At 72.7% G+C, this 15,146-nt stretch carries 12 protein-coding genes; 8 read left to right on the top strand and 4 right to left on the bottom strand.

Annotated elements, in window-relative coordinates; translation table 11 throughout:
• Both I3V78_RS10760 and I3V78_RS10755 read left to right on the top strand, forming a co-directional pair.
• A complete protein-coding gene (locus I3V78_RS10760; protein ID WP_204486785.1) occupies positions 1-552 on the top strand; it encodes a hypothetical protein in 552 nt (183 codons plus the stop codon).
• Between the two features lie 140 nt (positions 553-692).
• Positions 693-1,754, top strand: a complete 1,062-nt coding sequence (locus I3V78_RS10755) for a helix-turn-helix transcriptional regulator (protein WP_204486783.1) — start codon at positions 693-695, stop codon at positions 1,752-1,754.
• On the opposite strand, the gene I3V78_RS10750 is transcribed toward I3V78_RS10755, so the two are convergent.
• Together I3V78_RS10750 and I3V78_RS10745 are read right to left on the bottom strand one after the other, a co-directional pair.
• Positions 1,751-2,428, bottom strand: a complete 678-nt coding sequence (locus I3V78_RS10750) for an iron-containing redox enzyme family protein (RefSeq protein WP_204486781.1) — start codon at positions 2,426-2,428, stop codon at positions 1,751-1,753. The genes I3V78_RS10755 and I3V78_RS10750 overlap by 4 nt on opposite strands.
• 80 nt (positions 2,429-2,508) lie before the next feature.
• Positions 2,509-3,312 (bottom strand): GNAT family N-acetyltransferase, encoded by an 804-nt coding sequence (locus I3V78_RS10745; protein ID WP_204486779.1) that lies wholly within the window; start codon positions 3,310-3,312, stop codon positions 2,509-2,511.
• Between the two features lie 174 nt (positions 3,313-3,486).
• On the opposite strand from I3V78_RS10745, the gene I3V78_RS10740 reads away from it, so the two are divergent.
• The 6 genes from I3V78_RS10740 to I3V78_RS10715 all read left to right on the top strand — a co-directional run bounded on the left by I3V78_RS10740 (position 3,487) and on the right by I3V78_RS10715 (position 13,865).
• A complete protein-coding gene (locus tag I3V78_RS10740) occupies positions 3,487-5,133 on the top strand; it encodes an adenylosuccinate synthetase (protein ID WP_204486777.1) in 1,647 nt (548 codons plus the stop codon).
• A 5-nt stretch (positions 5,134-5,138) separates the two neighbouring features.
• Complete coding sequence (locus I3V78_RS10735) at positions 5,139-5,795, top strand: DUF7002 family protein (RefSeq protein WP_204486775.1); 657 nt, start codon at positions 5,139-5,141, stop codon at positions 5,793-5,795.
• 79 nt (positions 5,796-5,874) lie between these two features.
• Positions 5,875-7,236, top strand: coding sequence for a peptidase MA family metallohydrolase (locus I3V78_RS10730; RefSeq protein ID WP_204486772.1), 1,362 nt, complete (start codon positions 5,875-5,877; stop codon positions 7,234-7,236).
• 128 nt (positions 7,237-7,364) lie between these two features.
• Positions 7,365-12,038: a DUF6982 domain-containing protein gene (locus I3V78_RS10725; RefSeq protein WP_476756486.1), complete on the top strand. Its 4,674-nt coding sequence runs from the start codon at positions 7,365-7,367 to the stop codon at positions 12,036-12,038.
• Between the two features lie 132 nt (positions 12,039-12,170).
• The gene (locus I3V78_RS10720) at positions 12,171-12,752 is read left to right on the top strand and encodes an isoprenylcysteine carboxyl methyltransferase family protein (protein ID WP_204486768.1); all 582 of its coding nucleotides are present in this window, start codon (positions 12,171-12,173) and stop codon (positions 12,750-12,752) included.
• Positions 12,753-12,761: 9 nt separating this feature from the next.
• Complete coding sequence (locus tag I3V78_RS10715; RefSeq protein WP_204486766.1) at positions 12,762-13,865, top strand: NAD(P)/FAD-dependent oxidoreductase; 1,104 nt, start codon at positions 12,762-12,764, stop codon at positions 13,863-13,865.
• A 31-nt stretch (positions 13,866-13,896) separates the two neighbouring features.
• Here the strand turns inward: I3V78_RS10715 and I3V78_RS10710 are convergent, their stop codons facing one another.
• Both I3V78_RS10710 and I3V78_RS10705 read right to left on the bottom strand, forming a co-directional pair.
• Complete coding sequence (locus tag I3V78_RS10710) at positions 13,897-14,292, bottom strand: hypothetical protein (RefSeq protein WP_204486764.1); 396 nt, start codon at positions 14,290-14,292, stop codon at positions 13,897-13,899.
• Between the two features lie 215 nt (positions 14,293-14,507).
• On the bottom strand, positions 14,508-15,140 hold the full coding sequence (locus I3V78_RS10705; RefSeq protein WP_204486761.1) for a YceI family protein: 633 nt from the start codon (positions 15,138-15,140) through the stop codon (positions 14,508-14,510).
• Positions 15,141-15,146 lie beyond the last annotated feature (6 nt).

Genomic DNA, 15,146 nt, shown 5'->3' with positions numbered 1-15,146 from the left:
ATGGGTACGGGAGTCATGGGGGGCGTGTCCCTGGCCACGGGACTGGGACTCACCGGGACCGCCTCGGCCGCCAAGACCTGCGCCGCCGTGGAGCACGGGCGGGAGGATGAGTTCATCACGGAGACGGCACAGTCGATCGGCAAGTTCATCGAGGAGCAGCCCGAGGCCGAGGGCCTGCGGGATCTCGAGCAGTTCATGAAGAACCACTACCCCGTGGAGTTCGGCTCGGAGGACGATCGGATCCTGCAGGGCGCGCTCTACATGGAAGCGCGGCGGCTCTTCGAGATGCGCGCCGAGCGGCCCTCCCACGAGAAGCTGGTCGAGGGCCTGTCCTCGCCGATCGACGTGAGCCCGATGAACCCGGATTACTTCCGGCGGATGCTGGAGCGCACGAAGGCGCGCATCGCCTGTGATCCCCTCTTCGCCGAGGAGCACGCCGAGGCCGCGGAGCGGTTCATTGGCCTCACCCTCGGGATCAACTGCCACGGCCGCTGGTGGCTGTGTGGCGGCATCATCGTGGTGGTCGTCGTGGTCGTGGTCATCCTCCTCTAGGGCCGCGGAGTCCCTGAGAACGCGGGAAGGCAGGTCGGGTGAGACGACCCGATGCCTTCCACCCGTCGAGCGGCGCGCGCTATCGTCCCGGACCGGACGAGGCCCGGGGGGCCCATCTCTGACACGGGAGACGCCGCGCCATGAGCCGTTCGCCGAAGCAGCCACTGCTCGACCTGACGTGTGGGCTCGTCGAGTCCCGGAGCCTCGCGCAGTTCCAGGAGCGCACGGAGTCGCTCCTGACGCGGCTGTTCGACGCGGACCACGTGGCGTTCTGCCAGATGCATCCGGACCTGCCCACCGGCTTCGAGTGGCGGGCGAGCACCACGGGCCATTTCCTCCAGAGCTACCACCAGTGGTACCCGGACGACTTCGTCTTCCAGTCGCTCTCGCAAAATCCCAACACCGCCTGGAGTGACCTGGAGATGCTCCGGGGCAAGAAGCTCCACGACACGGAGACGTATCGGCGCAGCCGGGAGTCGCACCTGCGCCTGCGGCACGTGCTCGCGGTCCTGCTCGTGCCCGAGCACCAGGTGGGCAGTGGCGCGGTCGCGCTGTACAGCGACCGCGTCCGGGCCTTCTCCGCGACGAAGCAGCGCCTGTTGCAGCAACTCACCCCCGCCCTGTCCGGGGCGTTCCAGAACTTCGCGCGCTTCGGCGCGCTGTCCGCGCACAGTCAGCTGATGGAGGAGCTGCTCCGCCAGGAAGGCGCCCACGCCATCGTGCTGGATGCCCGGCGGCGGGAAGGCTTCCGGACGGAGGCCGTCACGGCCCTCCTGGAGCGGTGGTTCCCCTCCCGCTCGGACCGGGACGAGGACGGAATCCCCCGGGCCTGGAAGGAGCGGATGGACGCGTTCCTGGCGGGGAGTGCCGTGGTCACGTCCACCCCCCTCGTGTGGCGGGAGGAGCGGGGGACGAGCTCCCTGGAGGTGTGCTTCACCCGACTGCCGCGCATCGAGGGCCGCGACCTGTGGGAGCTCCGGCTCAAGGAGCTCCACGCGATCCCCGAGGCGTGGCGACGGATCCTGACGCCCAGAGAATTCGAGGTGGCGACCCTCATCGCCCAGGGCCTGTCCAACCAGGACATCGCCACCGCGCTCGCCATCAAGGAGGGCACGGTGAAGGACCACGTCGAGGCGTCCTTCAAGCGCTTGGGGGTGACCTCGGGCCGGACCGGGCTGCTCGCCCTGGCCCGACGCTCCTAGGCGAAGAGCCCCAGGTAGAGCACCCGGGTGGTGCGCGCGGACAAGAGCAGCGCGTCCCGCGCCTCCGGCTCCTCCAGGGAGCCCAACAGCGACGTCAGCTCCGCCACGTGCCCCTCATCCGTGGGGCCATGCGCCCTCAAGAAGGTGACGGCCTTGCGGATGTTGGGGATGGTGTCCGCCGCGAGCATCCGCTCCACGGACTGGCTCGCGCGGCTCACGGACAGGTACTCCAGCACGTAGGCCGTGCCGAGGAACGCCTCGGGCCGGCCGCAGCGCGAGGTGAAGCGGTTCCACGCCACGTAGGCGGTGGTCGCGGGGTTGGGCATCTGCCGCTCGACGCGCTCGGCGGACCAGCCCAGTTGCCGCAGGTCCGACAGCAGCCAGCGCTCGTGCCCGCGCTCCTCGTCGGCCTTCTGCTGCAACAGCTCCCCCAGCCAGGAGTTCGGGTTCAGGCGCTTCATGCGCCGCCCCGCCTCGGCCATCAGGGGCGTGCTCCACCGCGCGTAGTGGTACGTCTGGATGAGGTAGTGGACGTAGCGGTCCTTGTCGATGCTGCCGTCGAAGAGCCGCCGGGCCTCGGGGTGCGCGTCCAACTCCGCGAGCAGCGTGCGCGCCTCGTGCTCCAACAGGGTGAGCCAGTTCATCGGGGAGGGGTTCTCGGTGGGCGTGTGCATGGACGTCTCCTGTTCGGGCCCCGGGAAGGGGACCGTGGGTGGTGAGGTGAAGAGGTGTGGGGGGAAAAGTCGGGCGCGACTCAGCCGCGCGAGGTGCGGGCGGTCAGCTTGTCGAACAGCGCCCGGGTGCTGGCGGGCGTGGCGTCGAGCGCCGCGACCAGGGGCAGGGAGAAGCGGCGGAAGCCCGCGTCATAGAGGGGCTCGGCGATGAACCGCGCGCCCAGCTTGCCGGAGAAGAGCGACAACACCCGGGGCAGGCGCAGGCCCTCCAGGTGCCCCTGGTGGGCGCGCGCCCGCTCCTCGGGGGTGTAGAGGGGCGCGGTCGGGACCTCCGGCGACGGAGGCGAGACGAGCGTCCGCGCGCGCCACCGGGTGCTCAGCAGCCCCTGGTGGGCCGCCACCTGGTGGAGGAGGCGCGCGTCCTCGGCCGAGTCCGTCTCCGTGTTGGCGGAGGCGATCCAGTGCGTCACGCCCCGCAGGCGGCTCTCCTGATAGAGCCCGGCGTGCAACCGCATGAGGACCGCGGAGTGGCGCCAGTCCTTGAGGATGCAGAAGCGGGTGGTCTCGGCGAACACCAGGCCCGGCCCCGCCAGGTCCGTGAGGTCCACCTTGCTCTCCAGATCGATGCCCAGCCGGTGTCCGGTGGCGCGGGCCACCTCGGGGTTGGGCAGCAGCAGGCGGGCGGTGGCCACGGGCACGTCCTCCGCGTAGACGATGACGTGCGCGGTGGTGGCCAGGGTGTCGAAACCATTGTTCTCCCGAGGCACGCCATGGGGCGTGCGTCCGAGCAGCTCCAGCTCCTCGCCGAAGACTTTCCAGCGCACGCGCAGCGCATCATCGAGCTGCCGCTGGGTGGCGGCGATGTGACAGGTCAGTGTGGCCATGAACCCCTCCTGACGGGTCGGCGTCGTGCCGAACCGTGCATTCAGGAAACTGTTCGGGGCCCGAGGCGCGAGTGCGCCGCGGCCGTCGTTTTTTCCCCTCTGCGGCCCCCCCCGAAAGGGGTATGGGCCCCCGGCACCGTCTTCCCTAGCTTCTTCGACAGCGGGGAGGTGCGCATGTCGTCGAGGGAGCGGATTTTGGTCATCTCGGGTCCGATAGGCGCGGGCAAGTCCACGCTCGCCGAGGGACTCGTCGCGCGCCACGGAGCGCACCGTGTCAGCTCCCGGGCGTTGTTGCTCGCGCGTCTGGAGGGACGCGGCGAGGACCGGCGCTCGCTCCAGGAGGCGGGGGCGGCGCTGGATCGGGAGACGGGCGGGCGCTGGGTGGCGGACAGCGTGAAGGAGCTCCTCCAGCGCGCGGAGGTGCCCCCATCCCTGCTCGTCGTGGATTCCGTCCGTGTCGCCGCCCAGGTCGAGTCCCTGCGAGAGGCCCTGGGCTCCCGGGTGCTCCACGTGCACTTGACCGCGCCCGAGCCGGAGCTCGCGGCGCGGTACGACCAGCGGCGTGCCCACGCGGCGTCCGATCCCGAGCGCACCTCGTTCGCGGAGGCCCGCGCCGACACCACGGAGCGCGGCGTGGAGGCGCTCGCGACGCGGGCGGACCTGGTGTTGGACACCCACCGCCATCCCACCGAGGCCGTGCGCGTCCAGGTCTCCGCCCTGCTCGGGTTGTACGGCCGGGACGCGGAGCGGCTCGTCGACGTGCTGGTGGGCGGCCAGTATGGCAGCGAGGGCAAGGGCCAGATCGCCGCCTACCTCGCCCCCGAGTACGACGTCCTCGTGCGGGTGGGGGGGCCCAACGCCGGACATCGCGTGTACGAGGAGGGCGTTCCCTATACCTTCCACCTCCTGCCCTCGGGGACGCGGGTAGCCCCCCGGACACGGGTGGTGCTGGGTCCTGGAGCCACGCTCGACCTGACGGTACTTCAGCAGGAGATCGCCGACTGTCGGCTCGAGCCGGGGCGGCTCTTCATCGACCCCCAGGCACTCCTCATCGAGCCCGAGGACGTCGCGTTCGAGGAGGCGTCCTTGCGCCAGCAGATCGCATCGACAGCACGAGGCGTGGGGGCCGCGGCCGCGCGCAAGGTGCTGCGCACGGCGGCGCGGCTCCCGGTGCGCTTCGCCCGGGACATCCCGGAGCTCGGGCCCTACCTGCGTCCCACGCGGGAGGTGCTGGAGGACGCCTACGCGCGGGGAGGCCGGGTGCTCGTCGAGGGAACCCAGGGGGCGGGCTTGAGCCTGCACCATGGGGACTACCCCTACGTGACCTCGCGGGACACGACGGCGAGCGGGTGCCTGGCGGAGGCCGGCATCGCGCCCGGGCGGGTGCGCAAGACGCTCCTGGTGTGCCGCACCTACCCCATCCGGGTGCAGAACCCAGAGAGAGGGACGGAGGAAGGGACGGGCACCTCGGGGCCCATGGTCGCAGAGCTGTCCTGGGAGGAGATCGCCCGGCGCTCGGGCCTGCCGCTGGACGAGCTGCGCGCCCAGGAGCGGACCTCGACGACGAACCGTCAGCGGCGGGTCGCCGAGTTCGATTGGGCCCTGCTGCGCAAGGCCGCCGCGCTCAACGCCCCCACGGACGTGGTGCTGACCTTCCTGGACTACCTCGCCGCGGGCCACCGCTCCGCCCGACGCATCGAGCAGCTGACTCCCGAGGCGCACCGCCTCATCGAGGGCATCGAGCGGGTCGCCCAGTCCCCCGTGTCGCTGCTGTCCACGGGCTTCGGGTTTCGGAGCATCCTCGACCGGAGGGCGTGGTGAGCGGCATGGACGCGAAGGCCTTCGCCGAGCGGTTCCCCCAGCTCTTCCACATGGCGGAGGCGGGCAGCTGGCCGAGCATCCAGCGCCACGGGTTGTTGAGCACCTCGGCGCTCCTGGAGCTCTTCGAGGTCCAGGGCGAGCGCCGGGTGGCCCTGGAGGCGCGGCATCGGCCCGAGTCGGTCGCGCTCCAGCACCCCCGGCACGGGACGGCGGTCGTCCGGGACCAGAAGCCCATGGATGACCAGGGGCTCGCGCGGAGCCTGGGTGGGGGTTTGTCCCCGACGGACTGGTACCGGCTGCTCAACGCCCGGGTCTTCTTCTGGGTCAGCGCCGAGCGGCTCACCCGGCTGCTCGGGGCCCGAGCGTACCGGGACAAGCGGCAGACGGTGCTGACGGTGGACACCGCGCGGCTGCTGGCGCGTCACGAGGCGCGTGTCCTGCTCTCCCCCATCAACAGTGGGGCGACCAAGCCGTTCCCCGCGCCCCGGGGGCCGGACACCTTCCTGTCCCTGGCGCGCTACCCGTTCGCCTACTGGGACCAGAAGAGAAAGCGCCGGGAGCCGGTGGTGGAGCTGACCGTGGAACATTCCGTGCCCGACATCCGGGAGCTCGTGCTGCGGGTCGAGGACTACGAGGCGGGCCACCCCGTCGCGACCCCATAGCCCGAGCGGGCGGGAGTCAAGGGGGGAGCGGGCCGCTCGCCCTCGATGGGGCGGCTCGGCCATAATGGGGGGTACCCCGATGCGTGCACTCCTCCTGTCCGCCCTGTTGTCCGCCGCCCCGCCGCCCTCCGCCGCCCAGGCCCAGAAGCTCGCCGAGCAGGAGCAGTGGGACGAGCTGTACCTCGCCTGGGCCGCCGTCAAACCCCAGGGCTACTCCGCCCCCGACCGCCGCGCCGTCGCCCTCGCCCTCGGCAAGGGCTGTGACGCCCTGTCCGGCACCGATGCCGTCATGGCGTATTCGCTGGGCGAGCGCGCCGTGCTCTTCGAGGAGACCGTGCCCGGCCTGCGCTGTCTGGCGAAGACCTCGCTCGCCACCGAGCAGCGCGGCGGCGCCGAGGAGGCCCTGCGCCGGGGCCACAAGCGCTTTCCCAAGGAGGGCGCCTTCGCGCTGGAGCTCGGGCGGCTCTTGCTGGAGGACAAGGATGCCCAGGGCGCGCTCGAGGTGCTCCAGCGCATTTCCCCGCGCGCGCCCGAGGCGGAGCAGGCCCGGGAACTCCTGGAGAAGGCCCGAGGCGCCTCCAGCGAGGAGCGCGAGGCCCGCTCCCAGGCGCGCGCCATCGAGCGGCGCTTCTCCGGCGAGGGGGACAGCGCGGGGCTGCCCCCCGCCGCCCCGAGCACCTCCGGACTCTCCTACGCGTCCGGCGTGGGCGAGGACGGCATGCGCACGCGCGCCAACAGCCGCTTCATCGTGAAGTACTTCAACAACGCGCGCGACTTCAGCCAGCGCGCCGAGTACGAGGGCCGCATCGTCGCCGCGCTCGACGAGGCGCATGGCCACACCCGCCAGGTGCTCGGCGAGGCGCGCGAGGCGCCCGTGGACGTCGTGCTCTACACCCGCGAGGAGTTCCGCACCCACCAGGGCGCCGCGCTCGCGCGCACCGTGGCCGGGCTGTACTCGGCCGGCGCCATCCGCATCAACGACGCCGCGGAGCTCACCCGCCAGACCAAGGCCACGCTCGTGCACGAGTACGTCCACGCCGTGGTGGATGACCTCGTCCAAGCCGCGCGCGGCGGCCAGCACGTGCCCGTCTGGCTCAACGAGGGCCTGGCCGAGTACGTGGAATGGCGCTACCTGGGCCACGACAAGCCCCCCGTCCAGATGGCCAACCGCCTGCGCGGCGCCGCCCAGGCCGACCAGCTGCCCTCCCTGGAGCAGATGTCCGGCCAGTCCCTCATCTCCCTGGGGGATCCGGGGCTGGCGTACGCGACCTCGGCCATGGCCGTGCGGGAGCTGATGGCCGACGGAGGGCCCGGCCGCCTGCTCAGGCTCATCCGCGAGGTGGGCGAGGGCGCCCCCTTCGAGCAAGCCCTGCGCGACCGCTACGGCCGGACGATTCCAGAATTGAACGAGGCCGTGAAGGCCGCTCTCTCGCGCAGGTAACAGGCGGGCGGAATCCACGGACGCGAAGTTTACCCCCCTGTCCGAGTCTCCTAGAGTCCGGCTGGGAAATTTCTTGCTTGGCGCTGCACCGGGAGCACCGGTTCCCCCGGTTCGCAGCGAGGTGACGGATGTCCGACACACGCGCGGCGATGAGGGAGTACCGCTTCTTGAACGAGAAGCGGGCACGGGGGAGTTTCTCTCCCGTCGAGGAGGCTCGTTGGAACGAGCTCCGGGGCCAACTGGGAGACCCGGGGGCCACGGGGGCGGAGCCGATGGTCGCGGAAGCCGCGCCTCAGGGCTACTACGGCGAGGACGGCCAGTGGTACGCCTACCCCGCCGACTACACCGCCCCGCAGCAGCCCCAGGGCTACTACGGCGAGGACGGCCAGTGGTACGCCTACCCCGCCGACTACACCGCCCCGCAGCAGCCCCAGGGCTACTACGGCGAGGACGGCCAGTGGTACGCCTACCCCGCTGACTACACCGCCCCGCAGCAGCCCCAGGGCTACTACGGCGAGGACGGCCAGTGGTACGCCTACCCCGCCAACTACGACGCCCAGCAGCCCCAGGGCTACTACGGCGAGGATGGCCAGTGGTACGCCTACCCCACGAGCGATGACGCCCAGGCCCAGGCGCCCGCCGCCGAGACGCTGACCGCCGAGGAGCCGGTGGCCGAGGCCGCGCAGTTCGAGGCGCCCGCCCCCGTGACGCCGTTCGTGCTGCAGACCACCCTCGAGGTGGACACCTCCGCCCTGGACCTGTCCGCCGCCGAGCCCGACATGCCCGTGATGGAGGCGGAGTCCTCCTGGGCGGACGTCGAGCCCGAGCCCGCGGAGCCCGCGCCGCTCGAGCCCATGGCCGAGGAGGTCTTCGAGGTCGCCGACACGGACCTCGCGCCCGTCAGCGCCGCCACGCCCCTGCCCGAGCCCATCATCGAGTCCGTCGACATGGGGGACTGGGAAGACAGCCCCGCGCCCGAGCCGGAGCCCGTCCTGGCGGCGCCCGAGCCCGTGCAGGAGCTGGGCGAGGACGACTTCTCCTCCCTCAACAACGATGAGAGCGCCGCTTCCGCCGTGCCCCCCCGGGCCGCCGCGCCGCGCGTGGAGGAGCTGAGCCCCACCCAGACGCTCGACATCCCCGCGACCGACATCTCGGTGCTCGACGCCTCGGGCCACCTGCCTCCGTCCGAGGAGCCCGTGCAGCCCGTCTCCGAGGAGTGGGAGTCCACGGCGCCGTCCTCCGCCGACGCCTGGGAGGAGGGGGACGTGCCCCGCGCGTTCGACTCCGACGAGGACGGCCTGGCCGACGCGGATCGCATGGAGGTCACCGCCTCCTACGCCCTGCCCTCCTACCCCTCGAGCGTCACCCCGCCTCCGCCGGCGCCCGCGCCGCTCGCCCTGGAGGAGAGCCCCACGTTCGATGTGTCCGAGCTCGAGGCCTCGCCCGAGCCGCGCGATGCCTACCCCGCGGTGGAGACGCCCTGGGAGACGCCCGTGGACGAGCTCTCGGCCAGCACGCCGGTCGCGGAGGCGCCCACCTTCGACATGGAGGCGCTCGGCGCCGAGGTGGAGCCCGAGCCGGCGCACGTGTCCCCCCACGTCACCACGCTGGAGCTCAACCCCGTGCAGGTGGGGCCGGACCTCGTGGCGGATACCGTCGAGGTCGCCGACTCGTTCGATCCCGAGGCCACCCAGCCCGGTCAGTGGGGCATGGCGGAGGAGACGTTCGACTCGGGCAGCCCGAGCGATCCGGTTCCCCTGTCCAGCGCCTCGGACTACCTGGGACACAACCTGCCCGCGGGAGGAACGTTCTCCGACGAGCCCGTGCCGCTCGAGGACATGGACACGGGTTGGAGCGCAGATCAGGCCTATGAATCCGGAGAGCGCCTGCAGTTGGAGAGCGCCGCGGAGTTCATGAGCACGCCGGAGTTCATCTCGGCCAGCGCGACCTGGGGCCACCAGCCCGGCGCGGAGGCGGAGCCCGAGCCCACCGAGGCGCACGCCGCATGGGCGGAGCCCGCCGAGGCGCAGCCCGTCCTCGAGGCCCAGGCCGAGTGGGCCGCCGAGGAAGTGCCCGCCGCCGAGGAGCAGCCCGTCCTCGAGGCCCAGGCCGAGTGGGCCGCCGAGGAAGTACCCGCCGCCGAGGAGCAGCCCGTCCTCGAAGCGCAGGCTGAGTGGAGCACGCCCATCGAGGAGCAGCCCGTCCTCGAGGCTCAGGCCGAGTGGGCCGCCGAGGAAGTGCCCGCCGCCGAGGAGCAGCCCGTCCTCGAAGCGCAGGCTGAGTGGGCCGCCGAGGAGCAGCCGGTCGCCGAGGAGCAGCCCGTCCTCGAGGCTCAGTCCGAGTGGGCCGCTGCTGAGGAGCAGCCCGTCCTCGAGGCTCAGTCCGAGTGGGCCGCTGCTGAGGAGCAGCCCGTCCTCGAGGCTCAGTCCGAGTGGGCCGCCGAGGAAGTGCCCGTCGCCGAGGAGCAGCCCGTCCTCGAAGCGCAGTCCGAGTGGGCCGCCGCTGAGGAGCAGCCCGCCGCCGAGCCTCAGGCCGAGTGGGCCGCCGAGGAAGTGCCCGTCGCCGAGGAGCAGCCCGTCCTCGAGGCCCAGTCCGAGTGGGCCGCCGAGGAACAGCCGGTCGCCGAGACTCAGTCCGAGTGGGCCGCCGAGGAAGTGCCCGTCGCCGAGGAGCAGCCCGTCCTTGAGGCCCAGTCCGAGTGGGCCGCCGCTGAAGAGCAGCCTGTCGCCGAGCCTCAGTCCGAGTGGGGCGCCGCCGAGGAGCAGCCTGTCCTCGCCGCTCAGCCCGAGTGGGCCGCCGAGGAGCAGCCGATCGCCGAGGAGCAGCCCGTCCTCGAGGCGCAGTCTGAGTGGGCCGCCGCTGAAGAGCAGCCTGTCCTCGAAGCGCAGTCCGAGTGGGGCGCCGTCGAGGAGCAGCCCGTCCTCGCCGCTCAGCCCGAGTGGGCTGCCGAGGAAGTGCCCGTCGCCGAGGAGCAGCCCGTCCTCGAGGCCCAGTCCGAGTGGGCCGCCGCTGAAGAGCAGCCTGTCGCCGAGCCCCAGTCCGAGTGGGGTGCCGCCGAGGAGCAGCCTGTCCTCGCCGCTCAGCCCGAGTGGGCCGCCGCCGAGGAACAGCCTGTCGCCGAGCCTCAGTCCGAGTGGGCCGCCGAGGAGCAGCCCGTCCTCGCCGCTCAGCCCGAGTGGGCCGCCGAGGAGCAGCCCGTCCTCGAGGCTCAATCCGAGTGGGGCGCCGTCGAGGAGCAGCCTGTCCTCGCCGCTCAGCCCGAGTGGGCCGCCGAGGAGCAGCCCGTCGCCGAGCCTCAGTCCGAGTGGGGTGCTGTCGAGGAGCAGCCTGTCCTCGCCGCTCAGCCCGAGTGGGCCGCCGAGGAGCAGCCCGTCGCCGAGCCTCAGTCCGAGTGGGGCGCCGTCGAGGAGCAGCCTGTCCTCGCCGCTCAGCCCGAGTGGGCCGCCGAGGAGCAGCCCGTCGCCGAGGCTCAGCCCGAATGGGCCACCGCCGAGGAGCAGCCCGTCCTCGAGGCTCAGTCCGAGTGGGGTGCTGTCGAGGAACAGCCCGTCCTCGCCGCGCAGCCCGAGTGGGCCGCCGAGGAGCAACCTGTCGCCGAGCCTCAGTCCGAGTGGGGCGCTGTCGAGGAGCAGCCCGTCCTCGCCGCTCAGCCCGAATGGGCCGCCGAGGAGCAGCCTGTCGCCGAGCCTCAGTCCGAGTGGGCCGCCGAGGAGCAGCCTGTCGCCGAGCCTCAGTCCGAGTGGGCCGCCGAGGAGCAGCCCGCGAGCGATCACTGGACGGCCCCGGCCGAAGCCGGAGAGGCGGCGCACGCCGGCTGGGAAGCGCCCGCCGAGCCCCAGCCGTGGATGAACACCGCCGCGCAGGCCGACTGGTCACCCCAGGAGGCCACCGCGTCCTGGGAAGCGCCCGTCGAGGAAATGCCCGTGGAAGCAGCGGGGGAATGGGCCGCCCAGGAGCCCCAGGGCGAGTGGAACGCGCCCGTCGCGGCGACGGATGGCCAGTGGGCGCAGGACTCGGAAGCGAGCGCCTGGGGGCAGGACGCCCATCAGGCCGCGCCCCTCGAGGAGCTGCCTCCGCTCGAGACCGACGTCGCCGTCATGGAGCCCGAGCCCGCCTACGCGCCGCCTCCGCCTCCGCCCGAGGAGCCCGCCGAGGCCTTCGCCCAGGCCCCCGAGCCCCAGGACATCGATGTGACCGAGGACATCGTGGAGGAGGCCCCGCTCCCGGTGCCCGTCCCCGTCGCGCCGCCTCGGGCGCCCCTGGCTCCGGCCGCCGCCGCGCCCCGGCCCGCGCCGGTGGCTCCGCCGGTGTTCACCCCGCCGGCCACCCCCACGATGGTGCCCGGCTCGCCCCTGCCCCGCGCCTCGCGCGTCGCCATGGCCGCCGTGAAGGCCCCCACCGCCGCCCCGGTGCCGGTGACGCCCGTCAACGCCTTCATCGAGGGCGAGCACCGGGTCATCATCCACACCGTGGAGGGCCAGGTGAAGCGAGGCGCCATCCGCGACGTGAACCTGCTCGACGAGGCCATCCCCCTCGAGCAGCAGGCGGGCTTCGCTCCCGAGCGCATCGCCATCCAGCGCGTCAAGGCCATCTTCTTCATGTTCGCCACGGGCGCGCGTCCGCCGCAGCCCGAGGGACAGAAGATCCGCGTCACCTTCAACGACGGCCGCCAGGTGGCGGGCTTCTCCAGCGACTACCAGGGCGCGGGCCAGGGCTTCTTCGTCGTCCCGGCCGACACGCGCACCAACACCTCGCGCATCTTCATCTACCGCGCGAGCGTGCAGGCCGTGGCCGAGGGCTGAGCCCGACGCCGGACGTCCGCTAGCCCCCACTTGCCCCCGCCCAGGCCTCGCGCCGGGTGCGAGGGCGGGGGGGCGCCCCTATCTTCGCGGTGGCGCTCGGCCAGCCAGGGGCGCTCAAGGGGTGCCGCCGCGATGGAACTCTCGGATTCCGCACGGGCCTACCTGTTCTTCCTCGGACTCATCGGGGTGGAGCGGGTCGTGGAGCTCGTCCTCTCCACGCGCAACGCCCGGCGAGCGCTCGCCGCGGGCGGGCGGGAGGTGGGCCAGGGCCACTACCGGGTGATGACGGTGCTGCACACGGCCTTCCTCGTGTCGTGCGCGGCCGAGGTGGTGGGCTGGCCCCGGGCCTTCCCCGGCGTGCTCGGGTGGGTGGCGCTGGGCGGCGCGGTGCTGGCGCAGGCGCTGCGCTACTGGGCCATCACCACGCTGGGCGAGCGCTGGAACACGCGCATCCTCTTCATCCCGGGCGCGCGGCCGGTGACGAGCGGCCCCTACCGCTTCGTGCGCCACCCCAACTACGTGGCCGTCATCCTGGAGATGGCGTGCATTCCGCTCATCCACGGGGCCTACCTGACGGCGCTCGTCTTCAGCGTGGCCAACGCGGCGCTGCTCGTCGTGCGCATCCGCGCCGAGGAAGCCGCGCTCGGCCCCGAGTACCAGCGCGCCTTTGGCGCCCGCCCCCGCTTCGTGCCCGGCGGCGCCCATGAGTCCTGAGGCCCGGCGATGACGGACGTGGCCATCGTGGGCGGTGGCCCGGCGGGGCTCGCGGTGGCCATCCACGCCGCGAGGAAGGGACTCGTCACGCGGCTGTTCGAGCGGCAGGGCCTGCCCCGGGACAAGGCGTGCGGCGAGGGCCTGCTGCCCGCGGGCCTGCGGGAGCTCGAGGCGCTGGGTGCGCGGGCGCTGCTCACCACGGAGGACTGCGCGCGCCTGGAGGGCATCCGCTACCTGCAGGAGGACGGCACCACGGTGGAAGGCCGGCTGCCGGCGCCCGGGGGCCTGGGCATCCGGCGGCTCGCGCTGGAGCGGGTGCTCGCGCAGGTGGCCCGCGAGGCGGGTGTGGACGTGCGCGAGCACTGCCAGGTGACCAACGTCGAGCGCACGCGCGAGCAGGCCCGGCTGACGCTCGCCAGTGGGGAGCGGGTGGAGGCCCGGCTGCTCGTGGCCGCGGACGGACTCGCCTCGCCCCTGCGGCGCGCCCAGGGCCTGGAGGTGGCGCCCCTGCCCCATGCGCCCCGGCGCTTCGGGCTGCGGCAGCACTTCCGCCTGGCGCCGTGGTCCCCCTTCGTGGAGGTCCACTTCGCGTCGGGCGTGGAGGCCTATGTCACGCCCACGGGCGACACGCGCGTGGGCGTGGCCTTCCTGTGGGAGGACGGACGCGTGGAGGGCCGGGTCGGCTTCCCGCAGCTGCTCCAGCGGTTTCCCGCCCTGGAGGCGCGCATCGCCGGCGCGCCCGAGGACTCGTCGCCCCGGGGCGCGGGGCCGCTCGCCCAGACGGTGCGCGCGCGGGCCCTGGATCGCTTCGTCCTGGTGGGGGATGCCGCCGGGTACGTGGATGCCATCACCGGCGAGGGCCTGACGCTCGCGCTGCGCTCGGCGCGCGAGCTGGGACAGCGGCTGCCGGAGATCCTCCAGCGCGGGGCCACCCGGGAGTCCTTCCGGGCCTATGAGCGCGCCGTGCGGCCACACTACCGCCGCTACGTCGTCTTCACGCGCATGCTGCTCACCCTGGCGCGCCGACCCTGGCTCCGGGCGCGGGTCATCCGCCAGCTCGCCCAGCACCCCGCGCTCTTCGAGACCCTGGTGCACCGGATCGTGGATCCGTGACGCCGGGGGCGCGCGGGGGAAGAAGCGCCGGCTACTTCTTGTGCGTGGGCGCGCCGGGGCCCGCTTCCTTGAGCCAGTTGGCCAGCACGAGCGCCGTGGGCTCGTCGATCATCGTCGCGTAGGTGGGCATGCCGGTGCCGGGGATGAACTTCTCCGGATTGCGGATCCACTTGGCCAGGTCCTCGGGCGAGCGCGTGGGCGCCTTGAGGATCTTCTCGTGGTAGCGCGCGCCGGGGGCATGGCACAGCGGGCAGCCGTACTTGGTGAAGAGCACCGCGGGGTCCACCTTGGGCGCGGGCGGCTTGGCGGCGGGCGCCGGAGCGGGCGGCGGCGTGGCGGCGGGCGCCGGAGCGGGTGGCGGCTTGGCGGCGGGCGCCGGAGCGGGCGGCGGCTTGGCGGCCACCAGGACGGGGGCCGGGGCCTTCACGGGCTTCGGGGGAGGCGTCGATCCGTTCGCCCCACAACCCCACAAGGCACCGGTGAGCACGAGGGCACCGGAGAGCGCTCTCCAGGTGGAGGGACGCGGCGAATGCTGGCTGGTCATGACGCGCGACGATGCCGTATCCGCCCCCGCACGACAAGCGGGGCCCCGTCGCCCGGGGCCCCGCCAGGACGGCCGTCTTGATGAAACCGCGCGAGGGACTACTTCTTCGCGGGCTCGGCCGCCGCGGGCGCCGCGGCCGCGGGCGCCTCCTTCTTCATCTCCAGGTTCAGCGTGATCTTCACGTCCTCGCTCACCGCCACGCCGCCCGTCTCCAGCGCCTTGTTCCAGGACAGGCCGAAGTCCTTGCGGTTGATGGTGGTGGTGGCCTCCACGCCGCGCACCGTGTTGCCCCAGGGATCCTTCGCCTCGGCGGTGGGGCCCGTCACGTCCAGCACCACCGGCTTGGTCACGCCGTGCAGGGTGAAGTCACCCGTCACCTTGAGCTTGTCCTTGCCGGCCTTGGCCACCTTGGTCGACTTGAAGGTGATGGTGGGGTACTTGGCGGCGTCGAAGAAGTCCGCGCTCTTGAGGTGCTCGTCGCGCTTGGGCTCGTTGGTGTTGATGGTGGAGGTGTCCAGCGTGGCCTCCACGGTGGACTTGGTGACGTCCTTCTCGTCCAGGTTCAGGCTGCCGGACGTCAGCTTGATGGCGCCCTTCACGTTGGACACCATCATGTGCCGCACGGAGAACTCCGCCGTCGAGTGGGACGGGTCGAGCGTGTACGTGGCGGCGAACGCGAACGAGGGAACGAGGACGGCGGCGGCGACGACGGACTTGAGGAACAGCTTCATGGTGTG

The sequence above is a fragment of the Archangium primigenium genome (genome assembly GCF_016904885.1).
Lineage (GTDB): Bacteria > Myxococcota > Myxococcia > Myxococcales > Myxococcaceae > Cystobacter > Cystobacter primigenius.
This window is presented reverse-complemented; position numbering and strand designations above follow the sequence as displayed.

Bases quoted from the DNA above. Each gene is read 5' to 3' on its own strand.
- I3V78_RS10745 (WP_204486779.1), bottom strand. From the start codon at position 3,312: ATGGCCACACTGACCTGTCACATCGCCGCCACCCAGCGGCAGCTCGAT.
- I3V78_RS10720 (WP_204486768.1), top strand. From the start codon at position 12,171: ATGGAACTCTCGGATTCCGCACGGGCCTACCTGTTCTTCCTCGGACTC.
- I3V78_RS10760 (WP_204486785.1), top strand. From the start codon at position 1: ATGGGTACGGGAGTCATGGGGGGCGTGTCCCTGGCCACGGGACTGGGA.
- I3V78_RS10725 (WP_476756486.1), top strand. From the start codon at position 7,365: ATGTCCGACACACGCGCGGCGATGAGGGAGTACCGCTTCTTGAACGAG.
- I3V78_RS10735 (WP_204486775.1), top strand. From the start codon at position 5,139: ATGGACGCGAAGGCCTTCGCCGAGCGGTTCCCCCAGCTCTTCCACATG.
- I3V78_RS10705 (WP_204486761.1), bottom strand. From the start codon at position 15,140: ATGAAGCTGTTCCTCAAGTCCGTCGTCGCCGCCGCCGTCCTCGTTCCC.
- I3V78_RS10730 (WP_204486772.1), top strand. From the start codon at position 5,875: ATGCGTGCACTCCTCCTGTCCGCCCTGTTGTCCGCCGCCCCGCCGCCC.
- I3V78_RS10755 (WP_204486783.1), top strand. From the start codon at position 693: ATGAGCCGTTCGCCGAAGCAGCCACTGCTCGACCTGACGTGTGGGCTC.
- I3V78_RS10750 (WP_204486781.1), bottom strand. From the start codon at position 2,428: ATGCACACGCCCACCGAGAACCCCTCCCCGATGAACTGGCTCACCCTG.
- I3V78_RS10715 (WP_204486766.1), top strand. From the start codon at position 12,762: ATGACGGACGTGGCCATCGTGGGCGGTGGCCCGGCGGGGCTCGCGGTG.
- I3V78_RS10740 (WP_204486777.1), top strand. From the start codon at position 3,487: ATGTCGTCGAGGGAGCGGATTTTGGTCATCTCGGGTCCGATAGGCGCG.